Source organism: Pseudomonas sp. MB-090624 (genome assembly GCF_003205245.1).
GTDB lineage: Bacteria > Pseudomonadota > Gammaproteobacteria > Pseudomonadales > Pseudomonadaceae > Aquipseudomonas > Aquipseudomonas juntendi.
Window position 1 is genome coordinate 1 of sequence record NZ_QJRK01000002.1, and the last position, 14,645, is coordinate 14,645.

Annotated in this window: 17 protein-coding genes and 1 pseudogene; 6 read left to right on the plus strand and 12 right to left on the minus strand. The window is 58.4% G+C overall.

Translation table 11 applies throughout. From position 1 onward, the window contains the following. Window positions 1-361, plus strand: a pseudogene (locus DMX12_RS29365) (hypothetical protein); the annotation flags it as partial. Between the two features lie 584 nt (window positions 362-945). Here DMX12_RS29365 and DMX12_RS01145 read toward each other — a convergent pair. From DMX12_RS01145 to DMX12_RS01175, 7 genes are read right to left on the minus strand one after another with little or no spacing between them, the layout of a single operon-like run. Then, window positions 946-1,506, minus strand: a complete 561-nt coding sequence (locus tag DMX12_RS01145) for an arsinothricin resistance N-acetyltransferase ArsN1 family B (protein WP_110675762.1) — start codon at window positions 1,504-1,506, stop codon at window positions 946-948. Beyond that, a complete protein-coding gene (locus tag DMX12_RS01150; RefSeq protein ID WP_110675764.1) occupies window positions 1,499-2,581 on the minus strand; it encodes an ArsO family NAD(P)H-dependent flavin-containing monooxygenase in 1,083 nt (360 codons plus the stop codon). Before DMX12_RS01150 ends, DMX12_RS01145 begins: the two co-directional genes overlap by 8 nt. 25 nt (window positions 2,582-2,606) lie before the next feature. Further along, the gene (locus DMX12_RS01155; protein WP_110675766.1) at window positions 2,607-3,110 is read right to left on the minus strand and encodes a cyclin-dependent kinase inhibitor 3 family protein; all 504 of its coding nucleotides are present in this window, start codon (window positions 3,108-3,110) and stop codon (window positions 2,607-2,609) included. A gap of 4 nt (window positions 3,111-3,114) precedes the next feature. Beyond that, window positions 3,115-3,828 carry an arsenical resistance protein ArsH gene (arsH, locus tag DMX12_RS01160; protein ID WP_023048559.1) on the minus strand — a complete coding sequence of 238 codons (714 nt, stop codon included), beginning with the start codon at window positions 3,826-3,828 and terminating at the stop codon, window positions 3,115-3,117. A 23-nt stretch (window positions 3,829-3,851) separates the two neighbouring features. Continuing rightward, entirely contained in the window at window positions 3,852-4,322 is a 471-nt protein-coding gene (locus DMX12_RS01165; RefSeq protein WP_110675767.1) for an arsenate reductase ArsC, read from the minus strand. 14 nt (window positions 4,323-4,336) lie between these two features. Beyond that, window positions 4,337-5,620: an arsenic transporter gene (locus DMX12_RS01170; RefSeq protein ID WP_110675769.1), complete on the minus strand. Its 1,284-nt coding sequence runs from the start codon at window positions 5,618-5,620 to the stop codon at window positions 4,337-4,339. Between the two features lie 29 nt (window positions 5,621-5,649). Beyond that, window positions 5,650-6,006 carry a metalloregulator ArsR/SmtB family transcription factor gene (locus tag DMX12_RS01175; RefSeq protein ID WP_027917261.1) on the minus strand — a complete coding sequence of 119 codons (357 nt, stop codon included), beginning with the start codon at window positions 6,004-6,006 and terminating at the stop codon, window positions 5,650-5,652. A 177-nt stretch (window positions 6,007-6,183) separates the two neighbouring features. Between DMX12_RS01175 and arsN2 the strand changes: the two genes are divergently transcribed. Both arsN2 and DMX12_RS01185 read left to right on the plus strand, forming a co-directional pair. Next, window positions 6,184-6,678: an arsenic resistance N-acetyltransferase ArsN2 gene (gene arsN2, locus DMX12_RS30200; protein WP_218277978.1), complete on the plus strand. Its 495-nt coding sequence runs from the start codon at window positions 6,184-6,186 to the stop codon at window positions 6,676-6,678. Between the two features lie 103 nt (window positions 6,679-6,781). Further along, the gene (locus DMX12_RS01185; protein ID WP_177411210.1) at window positions 6,782-7,348 is read left to right on the plus strand and encodes a hypothetical protein; all 567 of its coding nucleotides are present in this window, start codon (window positions 6,782-6,784) and stop codon (window positions 7,346-7,348) included. A gap of 201 nt (window positions 7,349-7,549) precedes the next feature. Here the strand turns inward: DMX12_RS01185 and mobH are convergent, their stop codons facing one another. Further along, window positions 7,550-9,262, minus strand: a complete 1,713-nt coding sequence (gene mobH, locus DMX12_RS01190) for a MobH family relaxase (RefSeq protein ID WP_110675771.1) — start codon at window positions 9,260-9,262, stop codon at window positions 7,550-7,552. 224 nt (window positions 9,263-9,486) lie between these two features. On the opposite strand from mobH, the gene DMX12_RS01195 reads away from it, so the two are divergent. After that, window positions 9,487-9,681, plus strand: a complete 195-nt coding sequence (locus DMX12_RS01195) for a hypothetical protein (RefSeq protein WP_110675773.1) — start codon at window positions 9,487-9,489, stop codon at window positions 9,679-9,681. A gap of 124 nt (window positions 9,682-9,805) precedes the next feature. Further along, a complete protein-coding gene (locus DMX12_RS01200; protein WP_110675775.1) occupies window positions 9,806-10,171 on the plus strand; it encodes a histone-like nucleoid-structuring protein, MvaT/MvaU family in 366 nt (121 codons plus the stop codon). An 82-nt stretch (window positions 10,172-10,253) separates the two neighbouring features. Here the strand turns inward: DMX12_RS01200 and DMX12_RS01205 are convergent, their stop codons facing one another. The 3 genes from DMX12_RS01205 to DMX12_RS01215 form a co-directional block, all read right to left on the minus strand. Further along, on the minus strand, window positions 10,254-11,192 hold the full coding sequence (locus DMX12_RS01205) for an ArdC family protein (RefSeq protein WP_110675777.1): 939 nt from the start codon (window positions 11,190-11,192) through the stop codon (window positions 10,254-10,256). Window positions 11,193-11,280: 88 nt separating this feature from the next. After that, complete coding sequence (locus DMX12_RS01210) at window positions 11,281-11,604, minus strand: hypothetical protein (protein ID WP_256598370.1); 324 nt, start codon at window positions 11,602-11,604, stop codon at window positions 11,281-11,283. 298 nt (window positions 11,605-11,902) lie between these two features. Then, window positions 11,903-12,268 (minus strand): DUF3085 domain-containing protein, encoded by a 366-nt coding sequence (locus tag DMX12_RS01215; protein ID WP_110675781.1) that lies wholly within the window; start codon window positions 12,266-12,268, stop codon window positions 11,903-11,905. Window positions 12,269-12,732: 464 nt separating this feature from the next. Between DMX12_RS01215 and DMX12_RS01220 the strand changes: the two genes are divergently transcribed. Further along, window positions 12,733-13,092, plus strand: a complete 360-nt coding sequence (locus DMX12_RS01220; RefSeq protein ID WP_110675783.1) for a hypothetical protein — start codon at window positions 12,733-12,735, stop codon at window positions 13,090-13,092. A gap of 6 nt (window positions 13,093-13,098) precedes the next feature. On the opposite strand, the gene DMX12_RS01225 is transcribed toward DMX12_RS01220, so the two are convergent. Beyond that, complete coding sequence (locus tag DMX12_RS01225) at window positions 13,099-14,637, minus strand: conjugal transfer protein TraG N-terminal domain-containing protein (protein WP_110675785.1); 1,539 nt, start codon at window positions 14,635-14,637, stop codon at window positions 13,099-13,101. Window positions 14,638-14,645 lie beyond the last annotated feature (8 nt).

Genomic DNA, 14,645 nt, shown 5'->3' on the forward strand with positions numbered 1-14,645 from the left:
CTTTCTCGGTCACTTGCTTGACCGCTTCGATCTTGAATTCTTCGGGGTAACGCTGACGACTCATGGCACCTCCTATTTGGGCCTCATTATGAGGCTTGGAGGTGTCTACGAAACCAGGGGCGATTCACTATGTGGGCAGATCGATGGCTACATTGCTCCGCAAGTCGAGATCAGTCCTGATGAGAAATCTAAGCTTTCTGCGCTACTGAGGCGCCTGGTGGAAAAGCTAACGAACGCCTATGTGTTCAACGAGCAGCGGCACCAGTACAAAATCAGAACCTTGCAGGTCTCCAACTTTAAGGATTTTGTGAAGCTGGTGCCATTGCTTCCAGCAGAGGCGGACAGGCTCAAAGACTTGTAGGCTAATCTGAGCCCGCTTGAGCATGATGATGTGCGGAATTACTACTCCACCAAATCCATCTATCAATTTGGCACGTGGTACGAAGAGATCAAGTCGATCAAAAATGCGGTTGAGGTGCGGCGTATATAACCTGCCACGACCCCGTCAGTGCGGCCTTTTCTGCGCATGTGGAAGTTCGCGGGTTTTTAGAAGGATCATGTGCCCGAGGGAGTGGGACTAGGACCCTGGCCCATTCCGCGTAGCGGGTCAAGATGTCGATAGCCGGTACACAGGCGACAGGCCCTGTGATGCGAAAAGCAGCTGGCGCAGCGTTTCGCACCTGATGCTCATCTGTAACCTTGCAGCTGTCTTGGATGTGCACCCTATGTTCGGCTTACCTCCGGCCAAGGATGCGGCACGCATTGTGGAGTGAGCAGGTCTCCAGGTCATTGACCAGTGGTGGATCAGGTTGATCACCAGACGCAACTCTCACAGAAAGTGCTCGCCGTGACCGTCTGCTATGGGTCGACAGCGGCCAGTCGCGAATGACCGCCTTCGACCCATAGCTGCCTTTCGCGGAAGACAGCTAAACTCACTGGGACCCTCTAACGTGGCATTCGGATTTGGGATAGGAAGCTTAATGGAGCCTCGGGGTGAAGGCCTTCGTCACCGAAATCAAACCACCAATACCCCACATCATGCCAAGCACCGAGCTTGAATCCGACCTGCGGAAACGTACCGATGTGCTGGAAGCCGAGTCGCTCGTGCAGCCCGACACTGCCTTCATTCGGCAAGGCAATGCCGGCATACGCCGAGCGATATCCCAGACGCTTTAGAACCGGCAGCAGCACGTCATAGAGTTGGCGAGCAATCCCGCTGCGGCGTTGCCCTTCAGCGACATACACCGTCACATCCACCGCCCACCGGTACGCCGCACGCGCGCGGTGCTGACTGGCGTAGGCATAGCCGACTACTCGTCCTTCTCGCACAGCCACCAGATACGGGTAGGTTTGCAGCGTCGTGGAGATCCGCTCACGCATTTGCTCCACGCTCGGCACTGCCTCTTCGAATGAGATAGCCGTGTTGAGCACGATGGGCGCGTAGATGATCTGGATCTCTTCTGCATCCTCTGGTCTGGCGACACGAATATCGATTCCGCTATGCATCCGGCTGCTCCAAGCTGTTCAGGTGTTCAACTACTTCGTTGACCGTGCTGCGCGCGGTACGGGTGACGCCGATCAACGTCGCCGAGGCCAGGCCGGTCCAGTCGCCATATCCGACCAGCCAGAGGCGCGGCTCGCGGATAGAGTGCCCCCCATCAACCTCGACCCTACCGTTGTCATCCAGCACGTCCAGTGCCTTCAGATGATCCAGCGCCGGCCGGAACCCAGTACACCAGACCACAGCATCGACCTGGGTTTTCTCACCGTTGAGCCAAGCGACCCCGTCCGGCGTGAATGAGGTAAAAGGCCTTACAGCACGAAGGGCCCCGCGCTCGCGAGCCCGGACCACTGAGGGCACCATGACGATATCGCCAAGCCCACCGACCGGTGCGTCGATAACACGGCCCTCCTGTTGAGCCTTGAGGCGCTCGGTAGCCCGTTCGAACAGCACCCGGCCATCAACGTCATCAGGCAGAAACGCCGGTTCCTCCGTGGTTACCCACGTTGCGTCGGCGACCTCGGACAGCTCCGCATAGATTTGCGCCCCCGAGTTGCCACCACCAACGACCAGCACGCGCTTTCCTTGGAAAGCCTCGGGTGATTGATAATGGGCGGAGTGAATCTGCTGTCCCTGGAACAGCTCTATCCCCGGATAGGCCGGAACATAGGGGTTGCTCCAGGTCCCCGTTGCGCTGATGACGACACGAGCCTCCCAGTCGCGGTCCTTCGAGCGTACACGAAGACCACGCCCGGTCCGCTCCACAGACGTGACGCTGACGGGACGAACGATAGAAAACCCGTAGCGTGCCTCGTACTGCTCCAGATAGCTGACCACGTGATCCCTATCGGGATTACCTTCGGTGACTGGCGGCATCGGCCAGCCCGCGATCGTGCTCCATGCGGAGGGCGAGAACAGCGTCAGCGAGTCCCAGCCATGGCGCCAAGCCCCGCCCGCAGCCTCTTCGGCATCGAGCAACAGGAACGACAGCTTGGCTCGCTTGAGAAAATAAGCCACCGTCAGCGCGGACTGCCCGCCGCCAATCACAATGACATCAAGTAGTTCGCCTTCGGTGGCCATGGTTTCTCCTGTCTGGCTGGAGCGCTCAGTCTTCGCCGAACTGGTTGATGTAGTTGATGTGCGCAGGCTTCTGAATCGCCCGAGGGCGAAGCTCCTGCACCCAGGCGATCGCCTCGCGGCGCGGCATTCCGGATTCGATCAGCAGACGGGCAGCGAACAGCCCGGTGCGGCCGGAGCCGCCCTTGCAGTGGATTGCCAGGGCCTTGTTGGAAGCGAGCAAAGCGTACAACTGGTGGCGAACCTCTCCCAGCCGAGCCTCGAAGTTTTGATCAGGAGCCTGATCATCCTCGATCGGCAGCTGGAACCACTCCAACCCATGCTGCTTGGCCGCGATGCCAAGCTGGGCAACTCCGTTTTCCTGAAGCTCTGCGTCCGACATCAGCGTAACAAGCGCTACGGCACCGGCCTGCTTGAGCGTATCCAGGCTTTCAGCGAGAGCGCTGGTCTGGGTGCCCGGACAAGGCGTAAAAATCAGTACACCCGGAGCATGGGGCAAGGATTTCAATGAGTAAGGATGCGACATGCTCATGACCTCAAATAGACCGAATATTGACTCTCTTGGATAGTTCTTCCGCCGACTCTTTGCGTTCGGAGTAGCGGTCTACCAAGTAATCCTGGCGATCACGCAGCAGCAGCGTGAACTTGGTCAGTTCCTCCATCACATCGACCAGCCGATCGTAGAAAGACGACGGTTTCATGCGTCCGGCTTCATCGAACTCCAGGAAGGCTTTTGGCACCGACGACTGGTTCGGGATGGTAAACATACGCATCCAGCGGCCAAGCACGCGCAGTTGGTTCACCACGTTAAAAGACTGCGAGCCTCCACACACCTGCATCACCGCGAGGGTCTTGCCCTGGGTTGGGCGAACGGCGCCCATGGCCAGCGGTACCCAATCGATCTGCGCTTTGAAGACAGCACTCATTGAGCCGTGACGCTCGGGGGAGCACCACACTTGGCCCTCGGACCATTGCATCAGCTCGCGGAGTTCCAGCACCTTCTCGTGGGAGTCCGGAGCGTCATCCGGCAGCGGCAGGCCGGAAGGGTCGAAGATACGGGTTTCAGCGCCGAACTCTTCCAGCAGGCGCGCAGCTTCCTGGACCATCAAGCGGCTGAATGAGCGTTCGCGGGTCGATCCGTACAGCAACAGGATGCGCGGTTTGTGTGTGGAAGGATCCTTCGGCGCCAGCCGCTCCAGCGACGGCAGATCAATCAGTTCTGGTTGGACATTTGGCAGGTGGTCGTTCATTTCTGTCTCCATTGATCCAGGGCCTACAGCGCGCCGATTCGGGCAAGTTCGGCTTTCAGTTCGTCCTGGCTCAGTTGCGAGAAAGGCAGCGCAATGAAGGCGCGCACGCGCTCATCGATCTTCGCAAGTGTGGTCTGGAAGGCTTCTTCGATTTCTGTCTCACTCCCGGTGACCGCTGAAGGATCGGCCAGGCCCCAGTGGGCTTTGAGCGATGGACCGAAGAAGATCGGGCAGGCTTCGCCGGCAGCCCGGTCGCACACGGTGACAACGATGTCGGGAAGAGAACTCTCGAAGGCATCCGAGGCCTTGCTTGAAAGACCAGCGGTGGGGATACCGGCGGCTTCCAAGGTTTTCAGTGCCCGCTCATTGACCTTGCCGCTTGGGAAGCTGCCAGAACTCACAGCTTCCATACCCTCGGGGGCCAGGTGATTGAACAGCGCCTCGGACAGGATGCTGCGGCAGCTGTTGTGGGTGCACATGAACAAGACTTTCATCAGGTATCTCCGGTTCAAAAGCTCAGGCGGATGGCCAATGCGGCCAAGGTGGCAAGCAGGATCGGCAGCGTCAGGACTATGCCGGTACGGAAGTAGTAGCCCCAGGTGATGACGATGTTCTTGCGGGCCAGCACGTGCAGCCACAGCAAAGTGGCCAGGCTGCCGATTGGGGTGATTTTCGGACCGAGGTCACAACCGATGACGTTGGCGTAGACCATGGCCTCGCGCACGATGCCGGTGGCCTCGGCGGATTGGATCGACAAGGCCCCTACCAGCACAGTGGGCATGTTGTTCATGACCGACGACAGGCCAGCAGCGAGCAGCCCCGTCCCGAGGGATGCGCCCCAGATCCCGTAGCCGGCGAAAACATTGAGGATCTGCGTCAGGTATTCGGTGAGGCCGGCGTTACGCAGGCCATAGACCACGAGATACATGCCAAGCGAGAACACCACGACCTGCCAAGGCGCGTCCTTGAGCACCTTGCGGGTAGAAATCACATGCCCGCGAGCGGCGATCAGGTAGAGGATCAGCGCGCAGGCAGCAGCGATGGCGCTGATCGGAACACCCAGCGGCTCGATGGCAAAGAAGCCGACCAGCAACAGCGCAAGCACCCACCAGCCGGCAACGAACGTCGCTTTGTCGCGGATAGCGGCCTCGGGAGCCTTCAGTTGGTCGAGTTCATAGGTACGCGGCAGGTCCTTGCGGAAGAACCACAGCAGCATGCCCAGGGTGGCGGCGATGCTGACCAGGTTCACCGGCACCATGACCGAGGCGTACTCGCTGAAACCGATGCCGAAGTAGTCGGCGGAGACGATGTTCACCAGGTTGGACACCACCAGCGGCAGGCTCGCGGTATCGGCGATAAAGCCTGCTGCCATGACGAATGCCAGCGTCGCCGCCGGGGAAAAGCGCAGGGCCAGCAGCATGGCGATGACGATCGGAGTCAGGATCAGTGCCGCACCGTCGTTGGCGAACAACGCCGAGACGGCGGCGCCCAGCAGGATGATGAAGGCAAACAGCTTGCGGCTGCTGCCCTTGCCCCAGCGCGCCACGTGTAATGCCGCCCACTCGAAGAAGCCCGCCTCATCCAGCAGCAGGCTGATGATGATGACGGCGATGAAGGTGGCGGTAGCGTTCCAGACGATCTGCCAGACCACGGGGATATCGGACAAGCTCACGACGCCCGCCAGCAGCGCCACGACGGCCCCCAGTGCGGCACTCCAGCCCACACCCAGGCCTTTGGGCTGCCAGATGACGAGAACGATCGTCACCAGGAAAATCATAAATGCGATCAGCATGACTACAACTCAATCAGCGAAGGGAAGTCTCAAGCACAAGCAACAGGGTTCTGCGGCCGCTCGCCCATTTCGGCAAGGCGCAATGCATCGGGGCTCAACCATTCCTGGTTGGCATCGACCACTCCCTTCAGCATCGCGTCCACCCACTGAGGCAGTTCGGGGTGCAGTCGGTAATACACCCATTGACCCTTGCGGCGATCCATCAGGATTCCAGCCTCGCGCAACTGGGCAAGATGACGGGAGATCTTCGGCTGGCTCAGCTCCAGCGCGTGGGTAAGTTCGCAGACACAGAGTTCGCCTTCACGGGCGATCAGCAGGGTCATCCGGGCCCGGGTGTCATCAGCCAGGCATTTGAAAACGATGGGGGGAGTCAGTGTTTCCCGCATGTGCCCTCCTGAGGAATGTATGCACGGCCAATATCTGGAAATTCGAATATATGCTGATTTGTATATGCGGTAAAGCAGATATTTACAATCGACTCGCCTTACGGGACGTCATAGAACTGGAAAAAGCCCGCGCTCTAGGCCCTATACTGGCCGTCGATACCATCCCCAGAGTTCCCAATGAACCGGTCTGATATCTCTGTCCGATTGCTTGATACCGATCAAATCCAAGGCCTAGCTGCGCATCTGACTGCTGCGGGCTTGCCGACCCAAGACCTTTTGCAGCCCGGTCGAATGTTCTATTCCTTTCACCGGGGAAAAACGGAGCTGGGATACGGGGGCATTGAAGGAAGCGGTCGGACTCGTCTGATTCGCTCACTGGTTGTCGTACCGGCCCAGCGAAGGTCAGGGATCGGTAACCTGCTGCTCAGAGCACTTGAGCGAATAGCGGAAGCTGACGGAGCCCAAAGCCTTCATCTGCTGACCACAACAGCACCCGACTTCTTCGCGGCTCGGGGATATGAGCAGAGAGACCGATCCCAAGCCCCAAAGGCAATTTCCAGTTCGGAGGAGTTCAACAGCCTCTGCCCGACGTCTGCGGTTTACATGGTGAAGGAGCTTGGCGACATAAACTCGGTGTCACCACAGGTAACTCGCCTCCACGGACGTCAGTGAGTTCATTCTCAGGTGTCCCAGGAGCGAGTCCTGCGCCCCCCGAGAGATGTCAGTTAAGCCCGACCTCCGGCTCAACAACGCTCTGGATAATGATGTCGAGGTGATGACCAGTGTGGATAGGGTGCTGATTTATGACCGCTCAATAGGACATGCCGGTTTGCTATGGCGTGACCTGCAGTCATGGTACGAGGAGAAGGAAGGGCTCAGTAAAGGGGAGGGCAAAAAGCCCTTGTATCAACGCTTGAGCGAGAGTCTCAAGGGCACATCGAAGGTGCGGTTACTGGCGTTCACAAGCTTCTACAAAGCGTTCCCCAGGGAGAACGTTCCAAACCTCCCAGCTCTACTGCCAGAGGTCTGGTTTCACTGGGATCCGCAGACGGTTGCGCAACGTGGCAAAGACGCGTTGCTCCGGTCGCGGATGGATTTTCTTCTGCTGCTGCCCGGCGGTGTCAGGATAGTCATCGAAGTCGACGGCCAGCACCATTACGCAACGGATGATGGCCGAGCTAGCCCGCAGCAATACTCGGACATGGTGGCTGCCGACAGACTGCTCAGGTTGTCAGGCTATGAAGTGTATAGGTTTGGGGGATACGAGCTTGGTCAGTCTGGCGCTGAAGAGATGCTGGTCCGGTTCTTCCGAGCACTATTTGATCGATACGCTTTGTTATGACAGCGTGATGTGATGAGCTCGCCTCGCTTTTCGGCAAGGTTGTGTGCATAGGTCTGAATAGCCCTGCCATGTTGTATAAAAGGTTGGGATGTTTAGACATACCTTGTGGTCTCCAGTAAATGCACCAGCACTATCAGTGTCACCTTACTGACTGCCACATCCCACACGGTTCGCGAATGAAAGGCTGGGTAGTTCCGGGCTTTAAGGGATTAAAGTCAAAAACGGATTGTTGGCGGGAAGTTCGCTCGAAATTGATCTGGCGTCGCGTAACAAGTAGCCATTCAATGAGCTGGCTTTGCGGGGACCTCTGACTTCGCAACTCCAAATATTCCTACCATTGGGCTTTCTCAGATGAGCATCCAGCTTTTCAAATTGACGTTGGATTCGTCGCCAGGCGTCGCTTTGAGGGTCTGCTTCGGCTGACCCTGGGTGTTCGGCGGCGTAGCGTTGGAAAATGCCCGGGGTGACCATGAAGAAAGTGCCGTCTACGGTGTGGACCTTGGCCTTGCTGTCGTTGACCACCAAGCGATGACTGCGGACACCGTCGCGCAACCACTCGAGGAAGGCCACCCCCTCGGTATCCTTGGATGGCGCAGTGGTGGATTGCAGGCTTCCCGCGCTTGGTCCAGTGTCGACCTCGTTCTGTTCTTGCAACATGTCCATCAAGTCGTCGAGATAGTCAAAATCCTGGTTCGGGTGCTCGGGTACGGGCTGTTTTTCTTGCGGCGTTGGTTGTGGTCGATCCAAAGCCGACTCGCAGGTTTCACCGGCCGGCAGAGAATGTTCCATCATCGGCTCAACCGTTCCTCTAAAGCAGTCTGGCCGGGGTTCATCGGCCCAAATCAGGCTCGGTTGCAGGCGGAGAAAGGTAAAGCGATGTTGCCAGTCATCGACTGTTACGTTGGCATTCCATACCGCTTTGCCCTCAGGTGTCGCGTCCACCAATCCATGTGACTGCAGTTCATCGAACAAAGCGATGTTGGAGGAGGGAATACCATCCACGGATTGAGCCAGCAGGTAGGCACGCAGTTTGTCAGTCGCAGTTTTGCTGACCAACCATAGGTGGTCCTCGGTGAGCCAGCCGGTGGCGCCGGGCTGGTTGAGCTTGAACTCGTTTTTGACCAAGTGGCGTAGCCCCATGAGCAGGTGATGCTGTAGCGAGTGCTTGGGTGCCTGCAAAGCTTTCGCGGGATTGGCACCGATGTTTTGCGCGGTGGATACCCGGTCAGCTTGCAGCACCAACTCCCCGAGCGTGCCGGCGAGTTCATAGTGGTCAGCCAGCAAGGACAGCAATTGCCCCCATAAGACGGGGTAGCTGCTGAGCCAGTCGAGCAGGGCGGGGGTCAGGATCTGCGTATACAACAGCCCAGCGGCGGCACCGTGTAGCTGGTAATCCCGGTCGGGGTGGTAGCGGAAGCGGTATGGCTGGTTGAGGGGGCCGTGCCAGGGGTGCCAGCGTCCACCATTCTGGTACTCCACCTGGAGATCGACGGCAATTTTACCAACGTCATGGAGCAGGGCGCCGTAGGCAATGGCGGCGCTCCAAGCATCAGCCTGCGCGGCCTGGTCTTCCGGTGCAGCACCACTGGGAAGGAGGTAGGACTGGCGTAACTTCAGGCTGCACGCCACCAGTTCCAAGCCGTGGTCGAGCATACCCCCAGCATAGGCATGATGATGGCTTTCACTGGCCGGTAGTTGCTGCACATAGCTGGCGTAGCGACGAATCGGTTCAAGGTAGAGTTGTTCGAACTGTAGCGGGGAGAGGGCCGTGAATTGCCAGATGCGTTCGAGCAGCTTTTTCCGGTGGCTGACAGTGAGCAGTGATTCCGCCGACAGTGGTTGATGATAGCCCACGTGGGCGGGGGCGGTCTCTTCGGGAAGGCCTTTTTGAGGTTTGAACCACCAGCGTTTCATCGCAGTACCTGCCTCGTGTTCAAAAGGTCCTTTTGCCTTTTCGGATAAGCCTCTTACCCTTGCGCCCCCTTCCATTGACACCATTACCCTTTACCGCCTTGGCCTTTTTCGCGAGTGCGATAATCCGAAGTCTGGCGCATCGGGTTAGCCGGCCGAATCGGCATAGCCGACCCTTTCGAGTGGGGGTAGACTGACCGGCATAATGTTTCTGAGCTGGGGCGCTGATGACGCTGAGTGATGCTGTATTGATCGTGCTGCTGGCGGACCGGATTCATGGCACAGATGCTGCCATTCGGCCTGCCGCCAAGCGCTGTGCGAAAAAGATGCCGCGCAGCCAGCGCGACGTCTTGTTCAAAATTGGCAACAGCGCGGCGCCTCGCGAAGTGGTGGCGCATCTCTGCCAGAACTTGGCTGATTGATCTGTCACAGAGTTTTGCAATTAATGAGCATGAAATGACTCTTAGATTGGGAATTAATACTCGGATATTGAGTGTGTCTCAGTTAGTATTCCTACATGTGTCTCATACCTAGGAAAAATTTCTCATGTCCAAACTTGCCGAATTCAAAGCACTGGAAGCGCAACTGGCCGCGCAACTTCAACAGCTGGATGCGATGAAAAACGATTCCGGCCTGAAGCAGGAAATCGAGTTTGAACAGAAGCTGAAAGCCTTGCTGGAAGAGTACGGCATGAGCCTGCGTCAGGTGATCACCATTCTGGACCCGTCCAAGGGCGTGAGCGTGAGTGCCGCAAGCGTGTCGAGCGGCACTAAGCGCAAGCCGCGCGACGTCAAACGCTACAAGAACCCGCACAGCGGCGAGGTCGTGGAAACCAAGGGTGGCAATCACAAGATCCTCAAGCAGTGGAAGCACGAACACGGCTCGGACGTCGTCGAGAGCTGGCTGGAGTAATCGACTGCGCATTAGCGGTCCATACCGGCCCTGCCGAAAAACAAAGGCCCCAAATCGGGGTCTTTTTGCTGATTGAAGGAAATCACGCCGTGAGTCGCTCCGGCGCTTCTGTGGTGCGGTCGGCCTGCAGTGCCAGCAGGAACTCCGAGGCCTCACGGGCCTGGCCACTGGCGCGGAAAATCGCACGCTTGTCTTCCTTGAGGATCTTCAGCCAGGAGGCCAGGTACTCCTCGTGGCGCAATTCTCCCTGGGTGGCGGTCAGTGCGCAGAGAAACGCTGCACCCATTTCCGCGACCAACTCCTCGAAAGCATAGGCTGCGGAACCGAACGCGTGCCCGCCGGTGATGCCATCGCGATTCAGGCGCGATCGATGACCTGACCAGTGAGTCAGCTCATGCAGGGCTGTCGCGTAGTAGCTGCCGACGTCCTCGAATTGAGCCTTGGTGGGCAGCTGGATGCGATCGCGCAGCGGCTGATAGAACGCGCTATCGCCATAGCAATGCTCGATCTGCGCGCCGCTCGCGAGCAACAGCTGCTCGGCTTGGGTATGGTCGATAAACGCCGGTGGCTCGGTGTGCTCATCAAGGTCTGGCTCCTCGCCAGGCAAGCCTTCGGTCTGCTTGATGTTGAACAGGCAGTGCGTGCGCAAGAGGGCGAACTGCACCATCTTGATGTTGCCCTGGTCATCGCGAACGACCTGGCCGTTCTCGTCGTGCGCCTCCTTGCTCATCGGTTTGTACAGCACCGCGAGGGTGGATTGCTCGCCCTTGCGTACATGGCCACCAGCTTTGCGTGCCTGGTTGAAGGTCAGCCAGCGATCCTGAGTGAAACCTCGCAGGCGCGCCTCGGCCCACAGCAGTGGAATGTTGATGCCGGCGTAGGGGCGTCTGGTGATGGCGTTGATGGGAAAAGGGGAGTCAGCACTTGAACCGGTGGTGGTCCAGGGTTTGATCCAGGGGATCACGCCTTGGCTCAAAGCGCTGACGATCTTGTTGGTGACATCCTGATAGACATCTGACATGGCGTTCTCCGGGCGTGTAGGGGGAACGCTGCCCAGCCGGGAAGGGTTCCCGGTGGGGTAAAGTGAGGCAGTAGCTGTGCTGACAAGGTCAGAGGGCGGCGATATCTACTACGGTCTCGCTGGGTAGCCGGATGAGCAGAAAAGCCGGGCCGCTGTGTGGCGTGATGCGAGCCAACTGAAGCTGCGGCAGGTGAGCAGATACTGAAGTGCCGTTTTGCCGCAAGCGGTCGAGTTGCAGCTCGATGGGGCAGTGTGAAGCACGCAGAGCCGAAGTCAGCACGCTGTTGAGCAGGACTGCCAAGCGCAGGCCTGACTGTCCAATCGGTTCCTCGCCTGTGGCAGGTTCAATGAACTGCTGCCAAACGCCTGGGCTCAGCACCACCGCATCGGAAAAGCGCTTCATCCTGGACATTGGGACCTCCGCGTAGCTGATCCCGCGACATCTCATGTGAGGTTCGTGCATGGATCTGCTCAATCCGAGCAAGGCATTGAGCAGGGTGCGTCCATGTATTAAACCGCGCTTGGACGTAAGGTCAATCTCCGGCCATACCTCCAATAGAGTGCTCTATCCAGGGTGTTCCAAGGGAGACTTTCCGGCCTTGGGCTCCTGACAAACGGCGATCTTCAACCGACTGAAAAAGGATGCGAGAGGAGCCCAGAGAGGCCGGTTAAGGTGCCGCTCTGGGTAAGCGTGGAGCTCGCTTCTGCGTTCAAGATTTGCCTGCCGGATCAACCTCGGCGGCCAGGTACAGGTGGGTGGAGGTAGCCTCTACCACCAGCGATCCTGCAGTGCCTCGAAGGCTGGCGAGGACAGGATCATCGATGTCGAAGTACTCGGCAAAATCATCGCCGCCGAATACATCGCGGGCGCGATTCCACCAGGTGTCGAAGTCGTCGACGTTGGGGTTGCAGCCAGTGGCATAGGCCACGCGTTTGCGGCCACCGCCATCCGGTTTGCTTTCGCCGATCTCGGACATGAGGTAAACACCGTGGTCCTTCACCAATATCAATCTGCAACCATTGATACCGGCCTCGGCCAACACGGCGTGAAGTTCAGTGCCTCTGAAACGCAGCATGATGAGATCCTCCAGAGGGTGCGGAGGAACGCCGCCCTGTGTGGGAGAGTTCCCAGCACTGGAATGGATGTGAGTAGGGTGCAACGAAGACGCAGGGTCAGCGAACCCTGGGAATTAGCAAGCGTTCATCACCGGGGAACGATGACCATGCGAGCTGCCGAACGCGAATCGCATTTTGGGGTAACCATCACATCGTGACGTAGCCTCAAAGGTTACGGCTACCTGGGGTGCTGGAAAACCAGCGATTGCATAATTGGTTTACCAAGCGAACCGATGTAGCGTCAATGGCGCTTTTCGGTGGATGCAATGTTCCCTATCCAATGAGCGCCACCGGCGATAATCCGCTTAGTCCGAGTGATCAACGGTCATGGAATTTAGCGACGGAGGAGTAAGCTAGAGCTTGGATCCAAATTCGCGGTAGCGGCTTGGCCGCGATCGCAGTGACGGGTATCGGAGGCAATCAAATGTCGACTTCAGCATCCTCGACTTCTGGCCGGACCGGCATCGGCAGGCATCTCATCAGTGCTGCGGTTGGTGCTGGTCGGAGGGTGCGCCGCCTCGAATTGTCAGTGTTGCACTCCAACATATTGGCTTCAGTGCCGTTCAAACATCGGCAAATCGCTTTGCAGCTTTGCAAGCTGCTCCTATTGCTCGCTGTTGCGTCGTTTGCGTTGGTCATAGCAATCGGAATGGTTGCTTTGTGGACCATAGCGGCGCTGCCTATTTCTGCACCCGACAATGAGCCCGATGTCTTTGAGGTAAGCCATCCTCGTCATCGTTTAAAGTATCCTGAAATGTACGATGATCACGGATCACTTCGTTAGTTGTGATTACTTGAGCTTGTGGGCGCCTCCAACGATGTGGGACGATCCTTTTCCTGCTTGGAGTTTGGCGCTTTCTGCGCCTTGAGTTAGCAAGCTTTGAACGTTGCTGCCAACGTTGTAACCCGCCCAGCTCATCGCGCCGAGAAAAAACATCGGTAGTACTAAAAACATAGCGCCCATGACGTATTCGATCACCTGCGCGGTAACTGTCCCGTCCATGAGGCCTGCTGTCGGCAACGACAACAGCGCCTGGTCTGTGACCGATACCTGGTTGTACAGCGTTTCGAGCATGCTCGAGTCGATCCAGCGCGCGAGCTCCCACCAGAAGGTGAGCATGTGCAGCGTGAACAGCGCGAACGTGATCGTCATTAGCGCTTTGAGCTGGTACGTGCTGATCAGCAGTACCAGCGGCAGGCTGATAATCGTTCCCATGATCAAGAAGGCCTGGACCATCGGCAATGCTGCGCGTAGCGCATTCATTGCCGGGAAATTACTGAACGAGCCTAGGGCCAGGCCGGTGTTGGTGGCCAGGTTGTTCAGCCCTTGCGTCAGCGAACCGCCGCGGGCGCTGCTGCCGTAGTCCTGGAACACCTGCCCAGGCGCCATGCTCAATGACTGCTGGCGTGGGCTCACCAGCTCGCGCAGAGTTGCATCTTCGACCTCCGCAGAGGTGCGCCCCGTCAGCCAGCCCCGTAGCTGCGATAGCAGTGATGAATCAACCGCGGCCACCAAGCGATCGCGCAGTCCGATCGTGCCGTCGCTCCACCACTGCTTGCAGGTGGGGTAGCCGGCGCCGCTGTCGAGCTGCGGCAGGGAGGTGTCTCGCGTCTCGTCGTACGGCCAATCGACCCGGGGCGTTCGCGAGCGGTCGGTATCGTAGTAGCCCGGTGTGTTGAGAAGGTACGTCGAGCCAATCCAGGACGCGTCGTAGCTCTGTGACTCGTCCAGCTCGGGGCGATTGGTGAACAGCCGCGAGCGCGAAAAGCCGTAGCAATCCCGCGTGAAGTCGGCGACTTCCTGCAGTAGCACCTGGTCATTGATGCGCGAGCTGTCGATCTCCATGCGCATCGCGCGGATGTCGGGTGCACAGGGAATCGACGCGGTCGCTGCGGCGGTGATGCCTTTGCTCATGGCATGCACGAGAAACCACCACACCGGCACGTTCGCTGATTTCTCGCCGATGGTATTGAAGCTCGTGCCCCAGGCCGTGTCGGCGGGCCTGGCCATGGACACCCCACAGCGCTGGCTCGCGGCATCGTCGAAAGTCACAGAGGACAGGTTCAGCGGGAAGAACGGCATGCAGCCAAACAGAATGACCACGTAGCTCATCCACAAGCGGTTCTCGACGCGAGGGATCGATAGCAGACCTTTGTTTCCCTCGTCGGCCCCCTGTTGGCGCGCCGATAGCCACTCCTGCAGGATGATCGCGCCGAAGGGGGCGGCGAACAGCCCGGTGTCCGCCAGCGTGTTCCAGATGCCGTTGTTGATGATCCAGGCCAGCAGCGACAGGTAGTACTCGAGGTAGCTGTTGGTGCTCATGCTCATGGCTACAC

What these genes read in the sequence shown, in the direction of transcription:
- DMX12_RS01145 (WP_110675762.1), bottom strand. Translation starts at nt 1,506, where the DNA reads ATGCATAGCGGAATCGATATTCGTGTCGCCAGACCAGAGGATGCAGAA.
- mobH (WP_110675771.1), bottom strand. Translation starts at nt 9,262, where the DNA reads ATGAAACGCTGGTGGTTCAAACCTCAAAAAGGCCTTCCCGAAGAGACC.
- DMX12_RS01185 (WP_177411210.1), top strand. Translation starts at nt 6,782, where the DNA reads ATGACCAGTGTGGATAGGGTGCTGATTTATGACCGCTCAATAGGACAT.
- DMX12_RS01215 (WP_110675781.1), bottom strand. Translation starts at nt 12,268, where the DNA reads ATGCTGCGTTTCAGAGGCACTGAACTTCACGCCGTGTTGGCCGAGGCC.
- DMX12_RS01170 (WP_110675769.1), bottom strand. Translation starts at nt 5,620, where the DNA reads ATGCTGATCGCATTTATGATTTTCCTGGTGACGATCGTTCTCGTCATC.
- DMX12_RS01200 (WP_110675775.1), top strand. Translation starts at nt 9,806, where the DNA reads ATGTCCAAACTTGCCGAATTCAAAGCACTGGAAGCGCAACTGGCCGCG.
- DMX12_RS01205 (WP_110675777.1), bottom strand. Translation starts at nt 11,192, where the DNA reads ATGTCAGATGTCTATCAGGATGTCACCAACAAGATCGTCAGCGCTTTG.
- DMX12_RS01175 (WP_027917261.1), bottom strand. Translation starts at nt 6,006, where the DNA reads ATGCGGGAAACACTGACTCCCCCCATCGTTTTCAAATGCCTGGCTGAT.
- DMX12_RS01225 (WP_110675785.1), bottom strand. Translation starts at nt 14,637, where the DNA reads ATGAGCATGAGCACCAACAGCTACCTCGAGTACTACCTGTCGCTGCTG.
- DMX12_RS01155 (WP_110675766.1), bottom strand. Translation starts at nt 3,110, where the DNA reads ATGAGCATGTCGCATCCTTACTCATTGAAATCCTTGCCCCATGCTCCG.
- arsN2 (WP_218277978.1), top strand. Translation starts at nt 6,184, where the DNA reads ATGAACCGGTCTGATATCTCTGTCCGATTGCTTGATACCGATCAAATC.
- DMX12_RS01165 (WP_110675767.1), bottom strand. Translation starts at nt 4,322, where the DNA reads ATGAAAGTCTTGTTCATGTGCACCCACAACAGCTGCCGCAGCATCCTG.
- arsH (WP_023048559.1), bottom strand. Translation starts at nt 3,828, where the DNA reads ATGAACGACCACCTGCCAAATGTCCAACCAGAACTGATTGATCTGCCG.
- DMX12_RS01220 (WP_110675783.1), top strand. Translation starts at nt 12,733, where the DNA reads ATGTCGACTTCAGCATCCTCGACTTCTGGCCGGACCGGCATCGGCAGG.
- DMX12_RS01210 (WP_256598370.1), bottom strand. Translation starts at nt 11,604, where the DNA reads ATGTCCAGGATGAAGCGCTTTTCCGATGCGGTGGTGCTGAGCCCAGGC.
- DMX12_RS01150 (WP_110675764.1), bottom strand. Translation starts at nt 2,581, where the DNA reads ATGGCCACCGAAGGCGAACTACTTGATGTCATTGTGATTGGCGGCGGG.
- DMX12_RS01195 (WP_110675773.1), top strand. Translation starts at nt 9,487, where the DNA reads ATGACGCTGAGTGATGCTGTATTGATCGTGCTGCTGGCGGACCGGATT.